15 protein-coding genes are annotated in these 16,221 nt (G+C 68.2%); 13 read left to right on the top strand and 2 right to left on the bottom strand.

What is annotated here, in order from left to right:
* Nucleotides 1-17 precede the first annotated feature (17 nt).
* Nucleotides 18-524 (bottom strand): GNAT family N-acetyltransferase, encoded by a 507-nt coding sequence (locus tag PGN25_09115; protein MEH3117736.1) that lies wholly within the window; start codon nucleotides 522-524, stop codon nucleotides 18-20.
* Between the two features lie 104 nt (nucleotides 525-628).
* Here PGN25_09115 and PGN25_09110 point away from each other — a divergent pair, with 104 nt between their 5' ends.
* Together PGN25_09110 and PGN25_09105 are read left to right on the top strand one after the other, a co-directional pair.
* The gene (locus tag PGN25_09110; GenBank protein ID MEH3117735.1) at nucleotides 629-2,029 is read left to right on the top strand and encodes a DUF5716 family protein; all 1,401 of its coding nucleotides are present in this window, start codon (nucleotides 629-631) and stop codon (nucleotides 2,027-2,029) included.
* Between the two features lie 174 nt (nucleotides 2,030-2,203).
* Nucleotides 2,204-2,839, top strand: a complete 636-nt coding sequence (locus PGN25_09105; GenBank protein ID MEH3117734.1) for a DUF4194 domain-containing protein — start codon at nucleotides 2,204-2,206, stop codon at nucleotides 2,837-2,839.
* A gap of 92 nt (nucleotides 2,840-2,931) precedes the next feature.
* On the opposite strand, the gene PGN25_09100 is transcribed toward PGN25_09105, so the two are convergent.
* Complete coding sequence (locus PGN25_09100; GenBank protein MEH3117733.1) at nucleotides 2,932-3,864, bottom strand: helix-turn-helix domain-containing GNAT family N-acetyltransferase; 933 nt, start codon at nucleotides 3,862-3,864, stop codon at nucleotides 2,932-2,934.
* A gap of 411 nt (nucleotides 3,865-4,275) precedes the next feature.
* Between PGN25_09100 and PGN25_09095 the strand changes: the two genes are divergently transcribed.
* The 11 genes from PGN25_09095 to rplB all read left to right on the top strand — a co-directional run bounded on the left by PGN25_09095 (nucleotide 4,276) and on the right by rplB (nucleotide 16,216).
* On the top strand, nucleotides 4,276-4,470 hold the full coding sequence (locus PGN25_09095; GenBank protein ID MEH3117732.1) for a hypothetical protein: 195 nt from the start codon (nucleotides 4,276-4,278) through the stop codon (nucleotides 4,468-4,470).
* A 566-nt stretch (nucleotides 4,471-5,036) separates the two neighbouring features.
* The gene (locus tag PGN25_09090; protein MEH3117731.1) at nucleotides 5,037-8,504 is read left to right on the top strand and encodes an SbcC/MukB-like Walker B domain-containing protein; all 3,468 of its coding nucleotides are present in this window, start codon (nucleotides 5,037-5,039) and stop codon (nucleotides 8,502-8,504) included.
* A 388-nt stretch (nucleotides 8,505-8,892) separates the two neighbouring features.
* Entirely contained in the window at nucleotides 8,893-9,264 is a 372-nt protein-coding gene (gene rpsL, locus PGN25_09085; protein MEH3117730.1) for a 30S ribosomal protein S12, read from the top strand.
* A gap of 118 nt (nucleotides 9,265-9,382) precedes the next feature.
* A complete protein-coding gene (rpsG, locus tag PGN25_09080; protein MEH3117729.1) occupies nucleotides 9,383-9,853 on the top strand; it encodes a 30S ribosomal protein S7 in 471 nt (156 codons plus the stop codon).
* A gap of 63 nt (nucleotides 9,854-9,916) precedes the next feature.
* The gene (fusA, locus tag PGN25_09075; GenBank protein ID MEH3117728.1) at nucleotides 9,917-11,992 is read left to right on the top strand and encodes an elongation factor G; all 2,076 of its coding nucleotides are present in this window, start codon (nucleotides 9,917-9,919) and stop codon (nucleotides 11,990-11,992) included.
* 52 nt (nucleotides 11,993-12,044) lie between these two features.
* Nucleotides 12,045-13,235 carry an elongation factor Tu gene (tuf, locus tag PGN25_09070; GenBank protein ID MEH3117727.1) on the top strand — a complete coding sequence of 397 codons (1,191 nt, stop codon included), beginning with the start codon at nucleotides 12,045-12,047 and terminating at the stop codon, nucleotides 13,233-13,235.
* An 87-nt stretch (nucleotides 13,236-13,322) separates the two neighbouring features.
* The gene (rpsJ, locus tag PGN25_09065; GenBank protein ID MEH3117726.1) at nucleotides 13,323-13,631 is read left to right on the top strand and encodes a 30S ribosomal protein S10; all 309 of its coding nucleotides are present in this window, start codon (nucleotides 13,323-13,325) and stop codon (nucleotides 13,629-13,631) included.
* Between the two features lie 51 nt (nucleotides 13,632-13,682).
* Complete coding sequence (gene rplC, locus PGN25_09060; GenBank protein ID MEH3117725.1) at nucleotides 13,683-14,441, top strand: 50S ribosomal protein L3; 759 nt, start codon at nucleotides 13,683-13,685, stop codon at nucleotides 14,439-14,441.
* Nucleotides 14,441-15,061 carry a 50S ribosomal protein L4 gene (gene rplD / locus PGN25_09055; GenBank protein MEH3117724.1) on the top strand — a complete coding sequence of 207 codons (621 nt, stop codon included), beginning with the start codon at nucleotides 14,441-14,443 and terminating at the stop codon, nucleotides 15,059-15,061. Before rplC ends, rplD begins: the two co-directional genes overlap by 1 nt.
* A complete protein-coding gene (locus PGN25_09050; protein MEH3117723.1) occupies nucleotides 15,058-15,354 on the top strand; it encodes a 50S ribosomal protein L23 in 297 nt (98 codons plus the stop codon). The genes rplD and PGN25_09050 overlap by 4 nt, the downstream gene beginning before the upstream one ends.
* A 25-nt stretch (nucleotides 15,355-15,379) precedes the next feature.
* Complete coding sequence (gene rplB / locus PGN25_09045; protein MEH3117722.1) at nucleotides 15,380-16,216, top strand: 50S ribosomal protein L2; 837 nt, start codon at nucleotides 15,380-15,382, stop codon at nucleotides 16,214-16,216.
* Nucleotides 16,217-16,221: the final 5 nt, after the last annotated feature.

Here is a 16,221-nt window from a genome sequence, read left to right as displayed (position 1 = left end):
CGCGGGTACGATGCAATCTATCGTCGCAGCCGTCGGCGCATCAGCGTCTCATCGACGTACCGGTCCCCTTCGAGCTTGAGGGCGCGAAGATCTTGGCCGTATTCGATGAAGCCTGCGCGACGATAGAGCGTCAATGCCGGCTCGTTTCCGCTCGCCACGGTCAACGTGACCTCTTCGACGCGAGAATTCGCCTCGGAAACGAGGGCTTGGACCAGGGCGGTGCCGACACCCGTGCGACGTGCTTGTGGAGAGACATACATCCCCCACAGCACCCCTCTGTGTCGCATCTTGAGCCCTGCCGGCACGGACAGGCCCGCTGTTCCGACAAGACGACCGTCACCGCCCGACACGCCGCCGAGAACGACGTTGCCGGCAAGCCTTTCCTCGGTCCACGCGAGCGGATGCAAAGCCTCTTCGTCGTAGGCCGCCCCGAACGCTTCCGGATGGCGGCTCAGCGCCTCAAGCCGGAGCGTGCGATAGGCCGGCGCATCCTCGGCTCCGAGTCGGCGGATCGATAGGGACATGGTAGGGAAGGCCTATCCGGTTGGGATCGCGGCAGGGTCTAACATGCCCCGCCTGGATTGACCTTCGCCTTGCCTGATCGTTCGAGGCTCCCGCCCCCGAAAACATGCTCTTCGCCCATCTCGCCGACGACCTCTTCCGACCGCTGGCCTCGCCGAGCCGGGCCTTCAACGCGGCCCTGCTGCTGCACCTGCACGCGCGCGTGTTCGGGGACGCCGCCGAGCCCCTGCGCAAGAGCGAGCTTCTGGCCGCCATCGGCGACTTCTCCACGGGGTGGAGCCAGGCCGAGATCGCCGACGACGAGGCCACGCCGGTCGATCCGATCGAGCGCCGCTCGGCGGTGTTCCGGCGGCTGATCGAGGCGGGCTGGCTGGTGGAGCGGCGCGAGCGCTACGTGCCGGTGGTCGATTTCGACCCCGACGCGCGACTGCTGATCGAGGAACTGGCGCGGATCGAGCGGGGCGAGACCCGCTCCTACGGCGGCGCCGTGCTGGAGGTCCTGAGCGCCCTGGAGAGCGCCATCGCCAGCCCCGCCGACCGCTCGGAGGCCCTGCGCAACGCGGCCAAGGCCTCGCGCACCTTCCTCGGCCACCTGCGGGGGCTGGCCGGGGCGATGCGCAAGCTCGAAGAGCGGATCCTGCGCGAGCCCGATCTCAGCGCGGCCTTCCGGCTCTACTTCGAAGAGTTCGTCGAGCGCCACCTCGTCAGCGACTACCGGACGCTGCACACCCGCTTCAATCCGTTCCGCTTCCGCTCCGGCATCGTGCGCGAGGCGGGGCGCGCCTTGCGCGATCCGCTGACGCTCCGGGCGCTCGCCGACGGCAACCTGCGCGAGGGCCGGGCCGCCGACATCGCGGCGGCCGAGCGGATGGTGCGCACGGATCTCGTCGAGATCCTTTCGATCTTCGAGGGGCTCGACCCGCATCTCGAGGCCGTGGCCGAGGTGGTGGCGCGGCTGGAGCGGCGCATCTCGGCGGCCCTGCGCTACCGCGACCCGCGCGATTCCGCCCGGATCGAGCGGGCGGCGGCGGCCTTGCGCGCGGTCGGCGCGGGCGAGGCCGACCTCGCCGGCATTCCTCCGCCGCAGGTCTCGCTGCTGCGCCCGCCGATCGGCCCGCCGCAGCTCACCCATCCGCGCATGCCGCGCCGGATCATCGAGTACGAGCCGCTGCCCGAGATCGACGTCGATCCGGCGATCGAGGCCTTCATCGCCGCCAAGGACGAATTCCGCCGCCGCATCACCGTGACGCCGGAGCGCATCGTCGCCTATCTCGACGCGCGGCTTGCCCAGGTGAAGGTCCTGCGCGGTTCGGAGATCCAGGTGGACGACGTGGACGCCTTCGTGGTGTTCCAGCGCCTGCGCGAGATCGACGTGCTGTTCGACGGGGTGCTGCGCAGCCGCTACCGCGTCGCGCGGGGGGAGGGCCGGGTGTCCAACGGTTGGCTCGACTGCCCGGACTTTTCGATCGAGCGTGTTCCGGTCGCCGCGTCTGCAAGGCGGCGTTGAGCGATCGGCTCCGACCGAGACGCGGGCCTCTCCTCCCCCTTGCGGGGAGGAGGTAGGAGGTGGGGGTGGTGCGGGAGGAACCGCGGCGGTGCCGTCTGCCCCACCCCCAGCCCTTGCCCGCGAGGGGAGAGGGGAGAGACGGCGTCAAGCCGGCAAAGCAGGCTGAACGGTAAAATGCTCGAACCCTTCCGCGCCATCCTCGACGGCGAAGAGATACCGCCCCCCGGCAGTCCCGCGCCGAGCGAGGAGGAGTTGATCCGCGCGCTTCAGGTGATGCTGAAGAGCCAGTGCATCTACGCGGCGAGTACGGGCATCGGCCGCTCCTACGAACTCGCACGGCACTACGCGCCGTTCTTCCGCGACTACTTCGCCTGCCTCGGCTACCGCTTCGAGGTCGCCCATCGCGACCAGATGGTATTTCTCGCCCTGCCGCCGGACGGCGTGCGCCACGACGCGCAGGGGGAGCGGCTGCGCAAGGACGAGACCCTGGTGCTGCTGTCCCTGCGGCTCGCCTACGAGGAGGGCCTGCGCGATCACCGCGTCTCCACCGACGGCACGGTGGAATGCACCACCGACGACATCGCCGACGCGATCCGCTCCGCCGCCCGGGCCGAGCCGCCGGACGAGGCCCGCCTGATCGAGATCCTGCGCCTGTTCGCCCGCAAGGGCGCCCTGCGGCTGGGCGAGCGCGACCGGACCGAGCGGGTCACGCCGCTGATGGTCATGCCGGGCATCACCGTGCTCTCGCCCGACGCCTGGATGGATCAGGTCCGCGCCTGGGGCTCCGCCGGGGAGGCGAGGGGCGCCTGAGGCTCGGGGTCTCGAACGGGGCCGACATCGCTGCGGCGGGGGCGTGGCTCGCCCGGACCTTCGGCCGGTAAACCCCGTCATCCCCACGGATTCTATGCTTCCGGCCCGCGGAGGCGCAGGGTCCAGGTCTCGCCCGCGACCGGCTCGCCGAAGCTGGTGTGGGTGGCGGTCTCGACGCATTGGAAGCCGTGGCGGGCGTAGATGCGCCGGGCCGCCTCCAGAACCGTGTGTGTCCACAGGGTCAGACGGGCATAGCCGGCCTCGCGGGCGAAGCCGAGGCAGGTCTCGACCAGCGTATCGCCGACTCCGCGCCGCCGCGCGAAGGGCTCGACGTAGAGGAGGCGCAGCCGCCCCGCTCCACCCCCCTCGTCGGTCAGGAGGACGGAGCCCGCCATCACGCCGTCGATCTCCGCCACCCAGCACTGCTCGCGCCCCGGCTTGAAGTCGCGCAGGAAGTTCGTGGTGGTTTCGCCCTCGACGACCTCGAGCCCACGGCCCCAGCCATGGCTCCGCGCGTACAGCATCGACTGGCGGGCGGCGATGAGGCCCATATCGCCGCTGCGGAACGGCCGGATCGTGAACGCTTGCGCGGTTTCCGGCTGCAGCAGAAGCCGCACCCGCGCCAACGCTTCCGCCAGATCCGCCCGCTGGAGCGCATCGAGTCCCCCGACGAGGCCGGCGACCGCCCCGCGCTGGCGCTCGTCCAGCCTCTCGAAGACCGCTCGCCCCGCTTGCGTCAGCCGAATCGGCCGCGCCCGGGCATCCGCCCCGCGCGCGCGGGTGATCCAGCCCCGCTCCTCGAAGCGGGCGACGATTCGGCTGACGTAGCCTGCATCCATGCCGAGCCCCGCCTGGACCGCCCGCGCGGTCACGGGTCCGCTTCCGGGATCGCTCGTCGCGATCTCGAACAGGAGCCGGGCCTCCGGCAGGGTCACGTCGAAGCCCAGGAACTGGTCGTCGAGCGCGCCGATCAGCCCGGTGTAGAAGCGGTTGAAGCTGCGAACGGCGGTGATGGTGGTGTCCATCGTCCGAGAATCACCATGAAAGTTGACGGAGTCAACTATTTAAGATCCCGCGTGGACCGGTCGCGGCCGCCTTTTGGAAAGCCGGTATGACAGTGGGGCGCTTGATGTCGCGGGTAGGCCCGTTCGATTGCTGTCGCGCGAGAAAGATAGCCGGCCCGATACTGAGAATCGGCGTTTTGCAAGCTCGTCCGGAGGAGAATTTGAGCCGAGGGTGACGGCTTCGTTAACGCTACGGGACGAGGAAAAGGAACTTGTAAAGTCAGCCTAGCTTTACAGCCTGCGCGCCTTTGCGCGTAATCCGAAGAGGCGGTAACCTGAGGGAAAAATTTCGCGCACAATCCACCATGGGCCGAATCGGTAGAACAGGATCATGACCCAGTGTTAGCGATTTTATTTCTAATCGTCGCCGGAATGAGCATCGGCTTGTTCTGTCATTGGGGAATGCTGGCGGTCGCGAGCTTCGTTGTTGTGGTCGTGCGTGTTGCCTACCACTTTCAGAGTGGGCAGTTCATCATCGTGGATGTGCTGATGCTGGCGGCCTCCCTGTGCGCTCTTCAGGGAGGCTATATTCTGGGCGGCTATATCGCCTACAGAAGAGGCGTATAAACAAATTTTAGATCCAGATGAAGCTGCCGGCCAGCCATGATGCCGTGCTCCACAGTAAAATGGAAATTACAACAAATATTATTCCGTAAGTCGGGTGAGGATGGTGGGCGGACATTTTAAAGATCAATTTTGCGGGAGTCCGGGAGTAGTGCTTTGCCATATGGCATGGATCGTGTTGATTTTATGTCAAAATCGATCGGTTTCGCATGATTCAGAGTACGCATGTGACAAGCAAGGCGCAGTCATTGATTGTCTACCATAAACCTCTCGTTGAATGCCGGGACAATCAGTTGTTCCAAGGGGCGATCACAGATCGGCGATGGTCCGGTTTCAATCTCGGATCGATGTCTGGCAGTCAAATCACGCGTCGGTGATTGTTGTTTCCTAGTCGTCGACGAATTTCGACCGGCTGGTAGTCCGCCGCTCGGACTGCCTTGGATTGCGCCGGGGGGCTGCGAGGCGCGTGGGCCGCTTGCCGTGAGTTGCCGTGCGGCTGCCCTTGCGTGCGCGGGGCGGAGCGTCCATTGCCCTGTCTCGTTCAACCTCGGGGACAAGCGGCCGGACCGGTGTACCGCCTCACCGACATCGCGATCTCGAACTGGTACCTCATCCGGCGCGAGCAGATCCGGATTCGCGGCGCGGCGGCGCTCGTCGGTCCCACGGGGGCGGGCAAGTCGACGATCTTCGACGCGGTCGGCACGGTGCTGGCCGGCAACAACGCCAGCCGCTTGGCGCTGAACGCCTCCGCCTCCGGCCGCAGCGCGCGCACCGTGCGCGACTACTGCCTCGGCTGGATCAGCGACCCGGCCGAGGGCGGGCGGCCGACGCGGGAGGCCTGCGAGACCCTCATCGCTCTCGTCTTCGAGAATCCGGCGAGCGGGCGCATCGTCACGGTCGGGTTGGCGCTCGCCGCCCGCTCGGAGGAACAGAAGGAGGAGACGCTCTCGCGCTTCGTCGCCGTCGGCCACCGCTTCGAGATCGCCGACTACGTGCGCGAGACGGAGGAGGGCAGCTTCGTCGCCTCCTGGGCCGAGGTCGCCGCGGATCTGCGCCGCCGCGCCGACAGCTTCGAGGAGTTCCGCACCTCCGGCGAGCGCTTCACCGCCGCCGTCCTGGCGCAGTTGCGCGAGGGGGCGGCAACTCCCGATCCGCGCCAGTTCCTGCGCACCTTCTCGAATGCGGTGGCGTTCAAGCCGATCTTCGACACCAGCGCCTTCGTGCGCGGCTTCGTGCTGGAGGCCGAGCCGCTCGACGTCGCCCGCATCCGCCAGTCGATCGAGACGTGGCGGCGGCTTCTGGCGACCATCGAGGAGTTGGAGACGCGCCTCGCTCACCTCTCGCGCATCTGCGAGCGCTACCAGTTCTGGGCGCGGGCGAGCCTGACCGCCGCCCTCGACGAGATGCGCGCGGCCGGTGCCGAGCTGCGCCGCCGCATCCTCGACCACGGGGAGGCGCGGCAGGCGCTGGCCGAAATCGCCGAGCGCCTGCGCATCGCCCGCGAGGGCGTGGCGACGAGCCAGGGCTTCGTGCGCGAGATCGATGCCGAGATCGCCGCCCGCAAGGCGCTGATCGTCGGCAGCGCGGCGGAGGCGCGGCTCGCGGCTTCCAATGCCGGCCTCGCCATGGCCGCCCGCGACCGGCGCGACCTCGCCAATCGCCTCGCCGGGATCGTCGGCCTCGTACAGGATGCCGGCCGCCTCGGCGCGGTCGGCGGCCCCTTGCGCCGGATCGACCTTCGGGCGGCGCGCATCGTCGAGGCCTGTGCCCGCTCGGGCCTGCGCCGCGAGGCGCCGCCGGAGGACATTCTGCGCGTCGATGGCCCGCTCAAGGGTCTGCTCGACGGGCTCGCGGCCATGCCCGACGTGGCCGGCGCCCTGGAGGATGAGGCCGAGGATCGCGCCCTCAAGGCCCGCGAGCGCGAGAACGAGGTCCGGGGGCTCGACGCACAGGTCGATGCCGGCCGCGCCTCGGCCGCGCGCCTGTCCTCGGACACGGAAGCGTTTCGCGAAGAGTTGGGGCGGTTGGGGATCGAGGCGGCGCCGATCTGCGAACTCGCCGAGATCGTCGATCCGAAATGGGGCCCGGCGCTGGAAGGTCTCTTGGGCCGCGCCCGCGAGGCCCTGGTGGTCGAGCCCGACCGGCTCGACCGCGCCTTCGCACTCCTTGAGTCGCGAAAGAATCAGTTCTTCCGCTGCTTGCTGGTGAAGACCACCGACACCGCCCGTCGCTCGGCGCGCCGCTTCGACGACGGGCCGATGGGCCTGATCGAGACCGACAGCGATCACGCCGAGGCCTTCCTCGCCGCCCGGCTCGGCGGCTACGACCTCGCCCCGAACGACGCCGCGCTCAAGGGCATGAGCCGCGCGGTGGCGCCGAGCGGGCGCTCGACCTCCGGCATGGCCTATTCGGTGGTGCGCCCCGTGCCGCTGATGATGACCCGCGGCCAGCGCGGGCCCACCGCCGAGACCCGCCGCCGCCTCGACGAGGCGCGCGAGGAGGCGCGCACCCTGCGGGCCGAGGCGACCGTGATGCGCGAGGCCGCCCGCATCGCCGCCCTGTTGCGCGGCCGGCTCGCCGAGGCGCCGGTCGACATCGAGGCTCTGCGCGCCGAGGCGGACGCGATCGAAGGCCGCCGCCGCAGCCTCGCGACCGAGCAGGAAACGGTCGCCCGCGCCGATGCCGGCGTGATCGAGGCGGAGTTGAAGGAGCTTCAGAAGGAGCGTTCCGCCTACCTCACCGAACTCGTCCAGATCCTGGAGCCCAAGCGCGATGCCCTGCTCGCGGAGGAGGCGGGGCTGAAGGCCCGCGTCGCGCAAGGGCGGGAGGCGGCGCGCGCCGCGTTCCTGGCCTATCGCACCGCGCTCAAGCGCTGGACCTCCGGCGACACGGTCCGCATCCGCCTCACCGGCACGGTGCCCGCCGACGTGCCGGACACCGTGGCCGGCATCGCGCAAGTCCGCACCGACCGGGCCGCGCTCGATACGAAGGCGCTCGCTTCGCTGGCCTCGCAGGCCCGCGCCTCCGCCCGCGAGGCGGCCGACGGCGTGCGCAACCAGGGCCGCGCCGCCGAGCGGGATCTCGCCGAGTACTGCGCCGCGTGGCGCGTCGAGAACCCGCTCGGCTCGGGCGAGCAGCCGGCTTCCTTCGGCTATGCCTGGGCGATCCGCGAGCGCGACGAGGTGGCCGGGCACGAACTGCGCCGCTACCGCGACCAGTCGCTCCGGGCGGAGGCCGAGATGCGCCGCCTGATGACCGAGGACCTGCTGACCCGGCTCGCCGACAAGTTCGAGCGGATGCGCGCCCGCCTCGACGCCCTCAACGAGCGCCTCGCCTCCCAGACCTTCACGGGACAGACCTACGCCTTCGAGGCCGAGGTGGACCGGCGCTACGCCGCCGTCCACGCCCTCGCCACCGAGGTCGCCCGCTCGCCCGACGCGGCGCAGGCGGTGCTGCCGGGCCCCGAGGACGGTCTGGACCGAAGCCCGCTGGCGGCGGCGCTCGCCGAGATCACCGCCCTGATCGAGGGCGAGGAGAGCGCGGCGCGGCTCGCCGACTACCGCAACTACTTCGTCTACGAGATCGGCATGCGCGACCGGGCGGGCAACCGCACCACCCTGTCGAGCCGGGCGCTGCGCGGGTCGGGCGGCGAGGCGCAGGCGCCGTTCTACGTGGCGATCGCCGCCTCCATGGCCTCGGCCTACTATCCCGGCGACCGCCCCGGCGACGAGACGCCGGGCCTCGGCCTCTGCCTTCTGGACGAAGCCTTCTCCAAGCTCGACGTGCGCAACAGCCAGTCGCTGGTCGATCTCTTCCGGGCGTGGGGCCTGCAACTCCTGATCGCCGCGCCGGAGGACAAGCGCACGACGCTGACCGAGGTGATGGACACCGTCGTCACCGTCTACAAGAGTCCGGACCTCGCCTCGGTCCGAATCGAGGCCGAGCATCCGCTGGAAACGGCCAAGCGCGCGCTCGCCGAAATCAACCCGGAGCGGCGCGGGATCGAGGCGTTTCGCCTCTCGGACGCGGCCGAATAGCGACGACGCGGCCGACGGATAGCTTGGCTGCGCAACGGAAGGCCGTTCACCGAACTTTATCCTCTGCGGGCATTGACGGAGCCGACCCTCCCGCGTAGAAGCGCGCCACTCCGGTGGATCGAGAGTCGCTTTCGGGTCGAGGCCAGGGGCTTCGGCGACCGTCGTCAGACCGATACCGGCACCACACCCTGGCGTGTTCGTCAGATCAGCGGGTAAGACCGCGCCGTCCACGGCGTGATCCTCTGCCTCACCATCGCCAAAGGCCCTGGCCGGCCTCTGGCGCTATTCGTTTTGCCGCGGGTTTGCCCGTGGACCGACCGCTCCGCAAGGGGCTTCGACAGGTTTCAGACGGTGGCCGCCCCGTGCGGCCGGATGAAGAGGGCACAGGATGCCGACGATCAACCAACTGATCGCCCAGCCGCGCAAGGCGCAGAAGGCGCGCAACAAGGTGCCGGCGCTCAACGCCTGCCCGCAGAAGCGCGGCGTCTGCACGCGCGTCTACACCACGACCCCGAAGAAGCCGAACTCGGCTCTGCGCAAGGTCGCCAAGGTGCGCCTGACCAACGGCTTCGAGGTGATCGGCTACATCCCCGGCGAGGGCCACAACCTTCAGGAGCACTCCGTGGTCATGATCCGCGGCGGCCGCGTGAAGGACCTTCCGGGCGTGCGCTACCACATCCTGCGCGGCGTGCTCGACACGCAGGGCGTCAAGAACCGCAAGCAGCGTCGTTCGAAGTACGGTGCCAAGCGTCCGAAGTAAGTTTTTCGGACTTCAGGCCACGATCTTTCCACGGCCTCACAAGGATGCTGCCGCCTCGGCCGAGGTAAGGCGGCCTGCGTGGGGTGCTTAAGACCATATTCTTCGAAAGTCGAAAAAGATGTCCCGTCGTCACTCTGCCGAGAAGCGCGAGATCATCCCGGACGCCAAGTACGGCGACGTCGTCCTGACCAAGTTCATGAACTCGATCATGTACGAGGGCAAGAAGTCGACCGCCGAGCGGATCGTCTACGGCGCCTTCGATCTCGTCGAGAGCCGCGCCCGCGCCAACCCGATCGAGGTGTTCCGCGCCGCCCTCGACAACGTCGCCCCGGCGATCGAGGTCCGCTCCCGCCGCGTCGGCGGCGCGACCTACCAGGTCCCCGTCGAGGTCCGCACCGAGCGCCGTCAGGCTCTGGCCATTCGCTGGCTGATCCAGGCCGCCCGCGGCCGCAACGACCGGACCATGGTCGAGCGCCTCTCCGCCGAGCTGCTCGACGCCGCCAACAACCGCGGCAACGCCGTCAAGAAGCGCGAAGACACCCACCGGATGGCCGAGGCCAACCGCGCCTTCTCGCACTACCGCTGGTAATTCGCCTGTCGAGCGCGGCCACCGGGCCGCGCTCCGAGCCCGCTATCTCCCGGAGAGACCCCGATGCCCCGCACGCACGCGATCGAGGACTACCGCAACTTCGGCATCATGGCCCACATCGATGCCGGCAAGACCACGACGACCGAGCGGATCCTCTACTACACCGGCAAGTCCCACAAGATCGGCGAGGTCCATGAGGGCGCCGCCACGATGGACTGGATGGAGCAGGAGCAGGAGCGCGGCATCACGATCACCTCGGCTGCGACCACCTGCTTCTGGCGCGACAAGCGCCTGAACATCATCGACACCCCCGGCCACGTCGACTTCACCATCGAGGTGGAGCGCAGCCTGCGCGTGCTCGACGGCGCCGTGTGCGTGCTCGACGGCAACCAGGGCGTCGAGCCGCAGACCGAGACCGTGTGGCGTCAGGCCGACAAGTACGACGTGCCGCGCGTCGTGTTCGTCAACAAGATGGACAAGATCGGCGCCGACTTCTTCAAGTGCGTCGCCGACATCATCGGCCGCGTCGCCGGCAAGCCGGTCTGCCTCCAACTGCCGATCGGCGCCGAGTCGAGCTTCAAGGGCGTGATCGACCTCATCAAGATGAAGGCGATCGTCTGGTCGGGTGAGGCGCTCGGCGCCAACTTCTCCGAGGAGGAGATCCCGGCCGAGCTCAAGGATCAGGCCGTCGAGTACCGCACCAAGCTGGTCGAGGCCTGCGTCGAGCTCGATGACGACGCCATGACCGCCTATCTCGACGGGGTCGAGCCGGACGAGGACGGGCTGCGCAAGCTCGTGCGCCGCGCCGTGCAACTGCGCGCCTTTCACCCGGTGCTGTGCGGCTCGGCCTTCAAGAACAAGGGCGTGCAGCCGCTCCTCGACGCCGTCGTGGATTACCTGCCGTCCCCGGTCGATCGCGGCGCGGTCGACGGCCTCGACTTCAAGACCGAGGAGCCCGTCCAGCGCCAGCCGACGGACGAAGACCCCTTCTCCATGCTCGCCTTCAAGATCATGGACGATCCCCACGTCGGCACGATCACCTTCTGCCGCGTCTATTCGGGCAAGGTCGAGTCGGGCACCAGCGTGCTGAACTCCTCGCGGGACAAGAAGGAGCGCGTCGGCCGCATGCTGCTGATGCACGCCAACAACCGCGAGGACATCAAGGAAGCCTCCGCGGGCGACATCGTGGCGCTCGCTGGCCTCAAGGACACCCGCACCGGCGACACGCTGTGCGACCCGAACAAGGCCGTGATCCTCGAGAAGATGGAGTTCCCCGAGCCCGTCATCGAGATCGCCGTCGAGCCGAAGTCGAAGGCCGACCAGGAGAAGCTCGGCATCGCGCTCTCGAAGCTCGCCGCCGAGGATCCGTCCTTCCGCGTCTCGACCGACCAGGAATCGGGCCAGACCATCCTCAAGGGGATGGGCGAGCTCCACCTCGACATCAAGGTCGACATCCTGCGCCGGACCTACAAGGTCGACGCGAATATCGGCCAGCCTCAGGTCGCGTATCGCGAAAAACTGACCCGGCGTCAGGAGATCGACTACACCCACAAGAAGCAGACCGGCGGGACCGGTCAGTTCGCCCGGGTGAAGTTCGTGGTCGAGCCGAACGAGCCGGGTGCGGGCTTCTCGTTCGAGTCCAAGATCGTCGGCGGCGCGGTGCCGAAGGAGTACATCCCCGGCGTCGAGAAGGGCCTCAACTCGGTCCTCGGCGCGGGCGTGCTCGCCGGCTTCCCGGTGGTGGACGTCAAGGTGGAGCTGGTCGACGGCGCCTACCACGACGTCGACTCCTCGGCGCTGGCCTTCGAGATCGCCTCCCGCCAAGCCTTCCGCGAGGCGCTGCAGAAGGGCGGCTCGGTGCTGCTGGAGCCGGTGATGAAGGTCGAGGTCGTGTCGCCGGAAGAGTATACCGGCTCGGTCATCGGCGACCTCAACTCCCGCCGCGGCCAGATCCAGGGCCAGGACATGCGCGGCAACGCCAACGTCATCAACGCGATGGTGCCGCTGGCCAACATGTTCGGCTACGTGAACCAGTTGCGCTCCTTCAGCCAAGGCCGCGCCAACTTCACGATGCAGTTCGATCACTACGAGGAAGTGCCGCGCGGCGAGGCCGACAAGGTCATCGCCAAGTACGCCTGAGGCGTACGCCGGACCATCCTCGATCAACGACACCGACGATTAGGAGGCCCTCATGGGTAAGGAAAAGTTCACCCGTTCGAAGCCGCACTGCAACATCGGCACGATCGGACACGTGGATCACGGGAAGACGTCGCTGACGGCGGCGATCACGAAGGTTCTGGCGGAGTCGGGCGGGGCGACGTTCACGGCCTACGACCAGATCGACAAGGCGCCGGAGGAGAAGGCGCGCGGCATCACGATCTCGACGGCGCACGTGGAGTACGAGACGACGAACCGTCACTACGCCCACGTCGACTGCCCCGGCCACGCGGACTACGTGAAGAACATGATCACCGGCGCCGCGCAGATGGACGGCGCGATCCTGGTGGTGTCGGCCGCCGACGGCCCGATGCCGCAGACCCGCGAGCACATCCTGCTGGCGCGTCAGGTCGGCGTGCCGGCGTTGGTGGTGTTCCTCAACAAGGTCGACATGGTCGACGACGAGGAGCTTCTGGAGCTGGTCGAGCTGGAGGTGCGCGAACTGCTCTCGAAGTACGACTTCCCCGGCGACGACATCCCGATCACCAAGGGCTCGGCCCTGATGGCGCTCGAGGACAAGGAGCCGAAGATCGGCCGCGAGGCGGTCCTGGCGCTGATGGCGACGGTGGACGCCTACATCCCGCAGCCGGAGCGTCCGATCGACATGCCGTTCCTGATGCCGATCGAGGACGTGTTCTCGATCTCGGGGCGCGGCACGGTGGTGACGGGCCGGGTCGAGCGCGGCATCGTCAAGGTGGGCGAGGAAGTGGAGATCGTCGGCATCCGCCCGACGACGAAGACGACGGTGACCGGCGTCGAGATGTTCCGCAAGCTGCTCGACCAGGGTCAGGCGGGCGACAACGTCGGCGTGCTTCTGCGCGGCACCAAGCGCGAGGACGTGGAGCGCGGCCAGGTGGTGTGCAAGCCGGGTTCGGTGAAGCCGCACGCGAAGTTCAAGGCCGAGGCCTACATCCTGACGAAGGAGGAGGGCGGGCGCCACACGCCGTTCTTCACCAACTACCGCCCGCAGTTCTACTTCCGCACGACGGACGTGACCGGCGTGTGCACGCTGCCGGAGGGCACCGAGATGGTGATGCCGGGCGACAACGTGACCATGGACGTGGTGCTGATCGTGCCGGTGGCCATGGAGGAGAAGCTGCGCTTCGCCATCCGCGAGGGCGGCCGCACCGTCGGCGCCGGCGTCGTCGCAGCCATCAACGACTAACCGCCACCGCGAAGCATCATCGACAGGGGACGTCAGAGGGGCGGGCCCTCGCGCCCGCCCTTCCAACGTTTCCGCCGAGGTCAGGTCATGAACGGTCAGAACATCCGCATTCGCCTCAAGGCGTTCGATCACCGCATCCTCGATGCGTCCACCAAGGAGATCGTCTCGACCGCGCGCCGCACCGGCGCGCAGATCCGGGGCCCGATCCCGCTGCCGACGCATATCGAGAAGTTCACGGTGAACCGCTCGCCGCACATCGACAAGAAGTCGCGCGAACAATTCGAGATGCGCACGCACAAGCGGGTGCTCGATATCGTCGACCCGACGCCGCAGACCGTGGACGCGCTGATGAAGCTCGACCTCGCCGCTGGCGTGGACGTGGAGATCAAGCTCTAAGTCCGCGCTGGATTTAGAGCTTACCGTTTCATCGCGCGAGGGGAGTGACCTATGCGCTCAGGCGTCATCGCACGGAAGGTCGGCATGACCCGCGTCTTCACGGACGCTGGCGAGCACGTGCCCGTCACCGTGCTCCAGATCGATCAGTGCCAGGTTGTGGCACACCGCACGACCGAGAAGGATGGCTACGTCGCCCTTCAGGTCGGCGTCGGCAAGGCCAAGGTCAAGAACGTGTCGCAGGCCGAGCGCGGCCGCTTCGCGGTCGCTAAGGTCGAGCCCAAGAAGAAGCTCGCCGAGTTCCGCGTGTCGCAGGACGCGCTAATCCCGGTGGGTGCCGAGATCACGGCCGACCACTTCATCCCGGGCCAGTTCGTCGACGTGACGGGCACCACCACGGGCAAGGGCTTCGCCGGCGGCATGAAGCGCTGGAACTTCGGGGGCTTGCGCGCCACCCACGGCGTGTCGATCTCGCACCGCTCGATCGGTTCGACCGGCGGCCGCCAGGATCCGGGCAAGACCTTCAAGAACAAGAAGATGCCGGGCCATCTGGGCGTCGAGCGCGTCACCACGCAGAACCTCAAGGTCGTCCGCACCGATCCGGAGCGCGGCCTGATCCTGGTCGAGGGCGCCGTCCCCGGCGTCGCCGGCGGCTGGATCCAGGTTCGCGACGCGGTCAAGCGCAAGCTGCCCGCCGAGGTGCCGCTGCCGGGCAAGTTCCGTGAGAACGGTTCGGCCAACGGGAACGCGGCTCAGGTCGAGGCGGCCCCCGAGGCCCAGGCTGTGGCTCCTGCGTCCGAGGAGAACGCGTGATGAAACTCGATATCACCACGCTCGACGGCGGCTCCGCCGGCTCGGTCGAGCTCAACGAGGCGATCTTCGGCCTCGAGCCGCGCGCCGACATCCTGCAGCGCATGGTGCGCTACCAGCTCGCCAAGCGGCGCGCCGGCACCCACGCGGTGAAGAACCGCTCGGACGTCGATCGCACCACGAAGAAGCTGTACAAGCAGAAGGGCACCGGCAACGCCCGTCACGGCGCGGCGTCCGCTCCGCAGTTCCGCGGCGGCGGCCGGGCCTTCGGTCCGGTGGTGCGCGACCACAGCCACGACCTGCCCAAGAAAGTCCGTGCGCTCGCCCTCAAGCACGCCCTCTCGGCCAAGGCCAAGGCCTCGACCCTGATCGTCGTCGACGACATCAAGGTCGACAGCCACAAGACCAAGGCGATGGTCGAGCGCTTCGAGCGGCTCGGCCTGTCGAGCGCGCTGATCATCGGCGGCTCCGAGGTCGACGAGAACTTCGGCCGCGCCGCCCGCGCCATCCCGAAGATCGACGTGCTGCCCGTCCAGGGCATCAACGTCTACGACATCCTGCGCCGCGACACGCTCGTGCTGACGCGCGCCGCCGTCGATGCGCTGGAGGAGCGTTTCAAATGAGTGCCGATCCGCGCCACTACGATGTGATCGTCTCCCCCGTCATCACGGAGAAGGCGACCAACCTCACCGAGCAGAACAAGGTCGTCTTCCGGGTCGCCCCGAAGGCCACCAAGCCGCAGATCAAGGATGCGGTCGAGAAGCTGTTCGACGTCAAGGTCACGAGCGTGAACACGCTCACGACCAAGGGCAAGAAGAAGTTCTTCCGCGGGCAGCGCGGGCAGCGTTCGGACGTGAAGAAGGCGATCGTGACGCTGGCCGAGGGCGACACGATCGACGTGACGACCGGGCTCTGAGACTTGGAAAGCTAGGATCAAGCCGATGGCCTTGAAGACATTCAAACCGGTCACGCCGAGCCTGCGCCAGCTCGTGCTCGTCGACCGCCGTGAGCTCTACAAGGGCAAGCCGGTAAAGGCGCTGACCGAGGGCAAGAGCTCCTCGGGCGGCCGCAACAACCTGGGCCGCATCACCGTCCGCTTCCGCGGCGGCGGCCACAAGCGGGTCCTGCGCAACGTCGACTTCAAGCGTCGCGAGAACCTCGGCGTTCCCGCGACGGTGGAGCGGATCGAGTACGATCCCAACCGCACCGCCTTCATCGCGCTCATCACCTTCCCCGACGGGAAGCAGAGCTACATCCTCGCCCCCCAGCGCCTGTCGCCGGGCGACAAGGTGGTCGCGAGTGAGAGCGTCGACGTGAAGCCGGGCAATGCCGGTCCGATCGGCTCGATGCCGGTGGGCACCATCGTCCACAACGTCGAGCTGAAGATCGGCAAGGGCGGCGCGATCGCCCGCTCCGCCGGCAACTACGCTCAGATCGTGGGCCGCGACCAGGGCTACGTGACGCTGCGCCTGAACTCGGGCGAGCAGCGCCTCGTGCACGGCCAGTGCTTCGCCAGCGTCGGCGCGGTCTCGAACCCGGACCACATGAACATCTCGCTGGGCAAGGCCGGCCGCAACCGCTGGCTCGGCAAGCGCCCGCACAACCGCGGTGTCGCCATGAACCCGGTCGATCACCCGCACGGCGGCGGCGAGGGTCGTACCTCGGGCGGCCGGAACCCGGTCACGCCCTGGGGCGTGCCCACCAAGGGGAAGAAGACCCGGTCCAACAAGCGGACCGACACCTTCATCCTGTCCAGCCGCCATAACCGCAAGAAGTAACAGCC

The sequence above is a fragment of the Methylorubrum populi genome (genome assembly GCA_036946625.1).
GTDB lineage: Bacteria > Pseudomonadota > Alphaproteobacteria > Rhizobiales > Beijerinckiaceae > Methylobacterium > Methylobacterium populi_C.
The sequence above is the reverse complement of the archived record's forward strand: the minus strand, read 5'-3'. Positions and strand labels throughout refer to the sequence as shown.